Source organism: Bacteroidota bacterium (genome assembly GCA_017303975.1).
Lineage (GTDB): Bacteria > Bacteroidota > Bacteroidia > JAFLBG01 > JAFLBG01 > JAFLBG01.
The window spans coordinates 1-6,228 of sequence record JAFLBG010000062.1; the positions used below are offsets into that span (position 1 = coordinate 1).

Here is a 6,228-nt window from a genome sequence, read left to right on the forward strand (position 1 = left end):
TCTGATTCAATATCATAAACTAAAAGTCCAAGAACACCAATTAAAAGGGCCAATCTGGAGAAATCAATTATAGAGTAATTAGTAGAAGGAGAATCAAACAATAACATCTAAGCAATAGAAAGTAAGAATGAAAAATAGGTGCAAAACCAGAATATTAGACATTTTAATTTTTTTCATAAAATGTTTCCAGATTTCGAGTTTAACGAGGTAGAGTGGGAGGGGAATTATGAAATGATTTACAACGAACCTAACATGAGAATCATGCAGAACATGGACGAGAAACAGAAATATAAAATGGTAATGGAGTTCTAGTCATAAAAGGAGACACCCTGTGAGTATATTTTCAAAGCTATTTGTGGACCCAACTTTTAGAAATAATACAATGACAACATCGAAGAAACGTCTATAAAGACATTGATATCATCATAAAATGCAGGTATTATGTACATGCAACTCAAAGCTTTTAGTAGAATCTATCGACCAAGAGATTTTGTATTTATTAGGCATGGTTTCAGTATCGGCCCCAATGCATATTATATAGCAGATAAGGATATCTAAAATGGCAATTTTCCTCCGTTCATTACGATTGTTCGAGGCAAATACGAATGCATTTGGGCAATCTTAAGAAAATCCATGAACAAGATAGTTCTCATCGGGACTATATCCATGGATAATTTTGGCTATTTGAACGACAATCAAAACTCTAACTTAGTCCTCAATTATCTAAAAAATTACAGCAGACTTCCATAATTTATTAGGAACAATAAAGACAGATTAAAAAATTATGTGCTATTCGATATTAATTGGGATATCACTAAAAACAAAGATAATTAAAGATAAAATTAGTTACGAATTAAAAGAAAAACGCAACGAATTAAATTAAAACAAAAGCAGTAACAAATGATAAATGTATAAGAAAGTCCCAAATTTATATCCACTAAAACAGACAATACTCCATTTAACTTAGCTAAAAATATGGATACTGAAACAACCACATTAAGAAACCAAAATATTTAAATACTTAATAAATCAAAGCAAGTTAGTCGGGAAAGTTTGACAAAAAATCTAAGAATGGGTTAAGGAAAGCAAAACTTAGATATTTCATTTCAAAGATAATCAAAACAAAAATAGATATAAGAATAAAGAAGAAAAATGAGCATGTAGAATGGATAGGGAGAAATTGATCCAAGATAGATATAACCATAAAAGTTCGAGACGAATCAGGCAATCAAACTAAGATTTGATTAAAAAGGAATGGTTGTAATTGAGAGGGGATTTATCAAAGGGAAATACCAGCTAGTCCCTACAAAAACCTATCCATCCCTAGTTTGGACCGCACCTGGCCCAGGACAGCATCCTCTCTGGTCTAATGATTGGAAACATGATACAAAGAATGGAGGAATGTTATTTATTAATCAAAAGAAAATAGATGACCAAAAGGGTGTGTTGAAGTTTGTGCTGTCTAAAATAGGCAAAAATATAATGTCAGGCAAATCAATATTAAATATCAGTTTACCATGTGATATATTCACAGCGAAAAGTAATTTAGAACTCTTAATTCAAAGTTTATGTTACGCAACTCTGTTACTATAGAAAGCCGTTAATAAAAGCGAAATGTAGAAATTTAAGGCGACAGTAGCTTTCGGGGTAAGCATGTCTTCGTTATATTTGATAATGGAGAAACCATTCAATCCAATATTAGGATAAACTTTCCAAGCTTGGATCCATGGGTGTCCGGCCTATGGGGAGCAAATAAGCCATCATCCCCCAATTTCAGCCTTACTCGTGTATGGAAGAGGCTATGTTATATCGGGTAAATATAACGCTATGTAGGTCAATTATAATCCAAAGCAGAACTATCCATGAACAGTGGCAAAGGAACTAATGATGGTATTTTTAGAATCAATTTCAATGATGGTAGTCGAATCTGTTACTGTTCTGCTGGAGGAGAGGTAACAGGAGTCATGTATGGAGAAAGAAAATTTAATGTGCAAGGCAAAGGTACATCTATCCCTATGCAGCTTATTGTTGGTCCGAAGCCGAACACTTATTTACGTAAATCGTCTATAATCCTTCTAAAAAAGGATTTTTTTCGATGAAAAAGCAGTAACAACCTGAAGATTATTTTGAAGGTCAGGCCTATCGAGTTTCTGCCAATTTTATCAGTTCGTTGTAAAAAAATAGAAGAGCTCCTGCATAAAACTAAATAAAGGATACACTTGGAAAATTTACGGGGGTATGGCATCAGCAAATTAGTTATGAAAACGAGAATATTTTGAACATAATATAGCAGTTACCACATAAACTATAATATGAGAAAAATCCCTTACCTTCGGATTCGAACTGGCGAGAGGACATAGCATATCGAAGACTGATGCAAATACCGAAAGCCCAAAATGAAAAATAAAGACTGGAAGTTGTTCAAAGAAATGATCGCAAGTTGAGAGAAAAGAGAAAGTGAGTACTTGATATTTATTCTATTTATTTCAATTTTCTTATAAGAGACATTATCTATAATTATAATATGCAAGTCCTCAAAGATTTAATAGCTGATCTTGGCAAAGATCCTTATTAAATACTCAACACAGATCCGAATGATGATGTTGCAGCACTCAGAAAAAACTACAGAATGTTAGCCATTAAGTACCATCCCGATAAAAATGATTAATAATCAGCCAAATTAATGTTTCTTAAAGTTAATCAAGCATATTAGTTTTTAGAGCAAGAATAAAATAGAAAGATTTATCAATCGTATGCTAAAGTTCTTTAAGAGCAAAAGAAACGGGTCTAATCAATGGATGATAAAAGGAGAAAATTTGCTTAAGATTTAAAAAGAAGATAATAATAGCATGCAAAAACTCAAGATTAAATATAAAAATAACTCAAAAAAAGGAAAGAATTTTTCAAGAAAAAAATGGAGTAAGCAGAATAAAGATAGAATATAAAAAGATAAATATTTGAAGGTATGGGGGCAAATAAATATTATTAAATAATTTCATCATTTGACGTTAATTGGAAATAAGGATTGAGCTTTACTGAAAATATGTTAAGGATAGCATTTCAAACCTATGGAAAAATAGACCAAATTAAATTATAGCCAAAAAGAAACAAAGCTATAATAACATTGAATTCAATATAAGATTGCACATAAATAGTAAAAAATTTTAAACATCCTTTGATAAGTGTAAGTTTCCATTTAGAAAACAGTAAAAGATAACATTTGCTTAAAGCATTAAATCGACAAAAAGTAGAGAAGATAGATTTAAGTTTGAGTAGTTAAAATATAGAAAGATTCAAGTAGATGATAAACAGAGGGTCAGGCTTATACAAACAAGAGTATAGCTATAGTCAGTGATAGTAACAATTTTGATTATATACATGATTTAATCAGTTGAATTTGCACTGGGAGAAGTCCATTTAAGGATGCGCTTTCATGAACTACTTCAGCTTTTATTGTTTCTGTAGTTCATCGGAAGTAGGCAACCCGGCTTGCTTCTGTCTCATGTCGAACATCATCTTCTCGACAGTGGATCTTGTTTCCCCATCCAGATCTGATAATTTGGATGGCTCTGGGTTAATCTTTTGAGTATTTATTTACTTGTCTCCTTTTATGGGTGTGCTCCACCAACTGGTTTGATTCTTCCATTTCTCAATATTGATGTTTATATACTTCCCCTTATAATCTTGAATTTGACCCTCCTCAATTGTCCACAGTGAGTCGTCTGCATTTATCTTTTCCTTTAACTTTCCATCTATTATTGTTTGCCCATTCACTATCACTTTTAATGTATCAAGACCTATTGTTACTTTTACTTGTTTTTTTGTTACTTATTTATCCACAAAAATGTACATATCAAGATTCTAAAATTAACACATTTTTTACTTATAGAGTTTGCGTCCATATATACTTATCAGTTCTTCCACCATTTCCAATTGGAGGAGGGGTGTTATCTTCTGTTTCAGTCTTCCCCTATACTTTTTATGTCGTCTCTTCTTTCTTTTAAGCTTTCTCAACTTTTGGTTGTTGAGCTTGTTATGTTGTTTTTTTGGAAGATTCTTTCTATTTTTATTGTTATTCTTTTTGTTTTTTCTTTTTCTATTAAGCTTCTTTTTTCTTTGTTTATTACTTTTTCTTTTATGCTTGATCGCTTGTATATTTGTCAAAGTTTTTTTTGCAAGTTCCTACTATGATTTACTAGGCTTTTTTTTGATTTGCAAAAAAGTCTGTGTTCCTTCTAAGGAACCCGAAAACTGAATCAAAGAATCCATCAATATTTCCTTTTTGTTGGATGATAGACATCAAAATTCCATCAAAGCGGTTGTCTTCGGCCATGTGCAATTTTAAATATTTAATATATTAAAATTAAATTTCAATAAGTTATAACAATTAATATTTCCAGAATATTCTCAGTAAATTTACCATAATCCCCTAATCTTATTTATATTAAAATTGCTAACAAGATTTTAAAATATGAGTAGCAAATAAGGGTCAAAATTATAACAAATTAAATTCTATAACTTTATTATTATTGATCGGTTTAATATTTCATTGAATGTGGAGAGAAGATTGCTATGAGATATGCACATTAAGTAAACAATACTAAAAAAAGCCCAAACATAGAAAGAAAAATGCATAATCTGCGGGACAAAGAAATCAATTTAGCAACTTATATCATATCGTACCTCCCTAAATGCAATGCCTAAAAACGATATTTGAAACCCAAAAGGAAATGTGTAAAGCCATGTTTTAAATTGGACACAAAATATTATAGATAAATTACCCATCTATTTAATATTAGTAAGTAGCAGCTCAAAAAAGCAAAAGTTGTGATCACAGGTGTTAACAAAAAAAAATTAAAACTCAGATGGCAAAAAAATAAAAAAAGTTAAGTTCAAAATTGTTATCCAAATTAGAAGATATTTAATAAACTAAATAGTAGGATGAATCTGGGAAGACCAATCAAATAGTAAATAATAATATTCGAGAACTTGATAATTTGCAGAACGAAGATTATTTTATTGCTGGCGTCGTTAAAAGGAGAAGGGAGAGAATGAAATTAACAAACTCTTCTAAAAAGTCGAAATCTGTTTCCTCAGAACAATTGAGAAAATGCTTATCGCGATCTAGTAAATCCAAACCAAAGAAGTCAAGATATTGAAGATTAATATGATAATTTTTTCCTTATTTTAAAATATCATTACAATTATAAATGGTTTATAATACTGAAAAACTAATTATTATGTGTCAAAAGATAATTTATTTTATTTTGTAAACAACAGTAAAGTAGGGGGAAGTTGATTAGTCAAGCTGCAATAGTTTAGTGGTAGAATTGAGCGTTGCCATCGCTTAGGCCCGAGTTCGATTCTCGGTTGCAGCATTTTTATTATATATTATTTATGTCCATTTTACAATAATTTTAATGTTACATTGTTTACTGTTCTTTTTTGTGACTAACTGCCATCATGGGAAAGCGTGATATGATTTTAATGATTCGGGACGTGAGAGATTTTAATAATAAACAAAATAATAATAAATCGCAGTAATTTTAATGCTAAACTCAGACGATTTGGAGCAACTTAAGATTTAAGCATTATTATAAAATTCTAAAAACAATTATTCGGTTAAGTCATTTACAGACATCTCAGGCGCATTTCCTCCCACATCGGTCGACCATGTTATTGTGCGCAGCGGTTGCAATGCCAACATCATGGCCTTCTGCTACGTGCTGCTTGCCCACATTTTCGATGCACATGCTTATGCCAGCTCATCCTCCTCGAGTAATGCTTCACCCTAATCTCAATCAAATAATGGAAGTGGCTCAAAAACTATAAACCCCGAAAGAACTTATATAAACAATCAATTTTCTAAAACTAAATCAAAAGATAAAGACAGATAATAATTAAATTTCCCCAAAATAAAACTCAATCGAATGTATAATTTTTTGGCAATATATATGAGAAGTATATTATACTTCTAGTATTAAATTACTGATGCTTTGGATTTTAATCGTAACATTTCTGATCAAACAGTTTATACTGCTCTCTGCGATGCATTTGACTATACTTCCCTAAAAATATAATAAAATTATACAGAAATTGCGTTTGGGTCATTTATAAGATTTCTCAGAAAAAAAGGAACTTAACTTAATGTATTTTATTTAGTTTCTTTACCAAAGCTGAAATATGAATATTTAAACTCCAAAGATGTTCAATAAATCGATACATTTA

The 6,228-nt window shown here is 30.8% G+C and carries 4 protein-coding genes and 1 tRNA gene; 3 read left to right on the forward strand and 2 right to left on the reverse strand.

Features of this window, described 5'->3' with window-relative positions:
* Positions 1–1,862 precede the first annotated feature (1,862 nt).
* Together J0M08_14130 and J0M08_14135 are read left to right on the forward strand one after the other, a co-directional pair.
* Entirely contained in the window at positions 1,863–2,099 is a 237-nt protein-coding gene (locus J0M08_14130) for a hypothetical protein (GenBank protein MBN8704195.1), read from the forward strand.
* Between the two features lie 476 nt (positions 2,100–2,575).
* Positions 2,576–2,668 carry a J domain-containing protein gene (locus J0M08_14135; protein MBN8704196.1) on the forward strand — a complete coding sequence of 31 codons (93 nt, stop codon included), beginning with the start codon at positions 2,576–2,578 and terminating at the stop codon, positions 2,666–2,668.
* Positions 2,669–3,594: 926 nt separating this feature from the next.
* On the opposite strand, the gene J0M08_14140 is transcribed toward J0M08_14135, so the two are convergent.
* Positions 3,595–3,801, reverse strand: coding sequence for a hypothetical protein (locus tag J0M08_14140; protein MBN8704197.1), 207 nt, complete (start codon positions 3,799–3,801; stop codon positions 3,595–3,597).
* A gap of 394 nt (positions 3,802–4,195) precedes the next feature.
* Entirely contained in the window at positions 4,196–4,333 is a 138-nt protein-coding gene (locus J0M08_14145; protein MBN8704198.1) for a hypothetical protein, read from the reverse strand.
* A 974-nt stretch (positions 4,334–5,307) separates the two neighbouring features.
* Here J0M08_14145 and J0M08_14150 point away from each other — a divergent pair.
* Positions 5,308–5,378 (forward strand) — tRNA-Gly (locus J0M08_14150).
* Positions 5,379–6,228: the final 850 nt, after the last annotated feature.

Bases quoted from the DNA above. Each gene is read 5' to 3' on its own strand.
- J0M08_14130 (MBN8704195.1), top strand. From the start codon at position 1,863: ATGAACAGTGGCAAAGGAACTAATGATGGTATTTTTAGAATCAATTTC.
- J0M08_14145 (MBN8704198.1), bottom strand. From the start codon at position 4,333: ATGGCCGAAGACAACCGCTTTGATGGAATTTTGATGTCTATCATCCAA.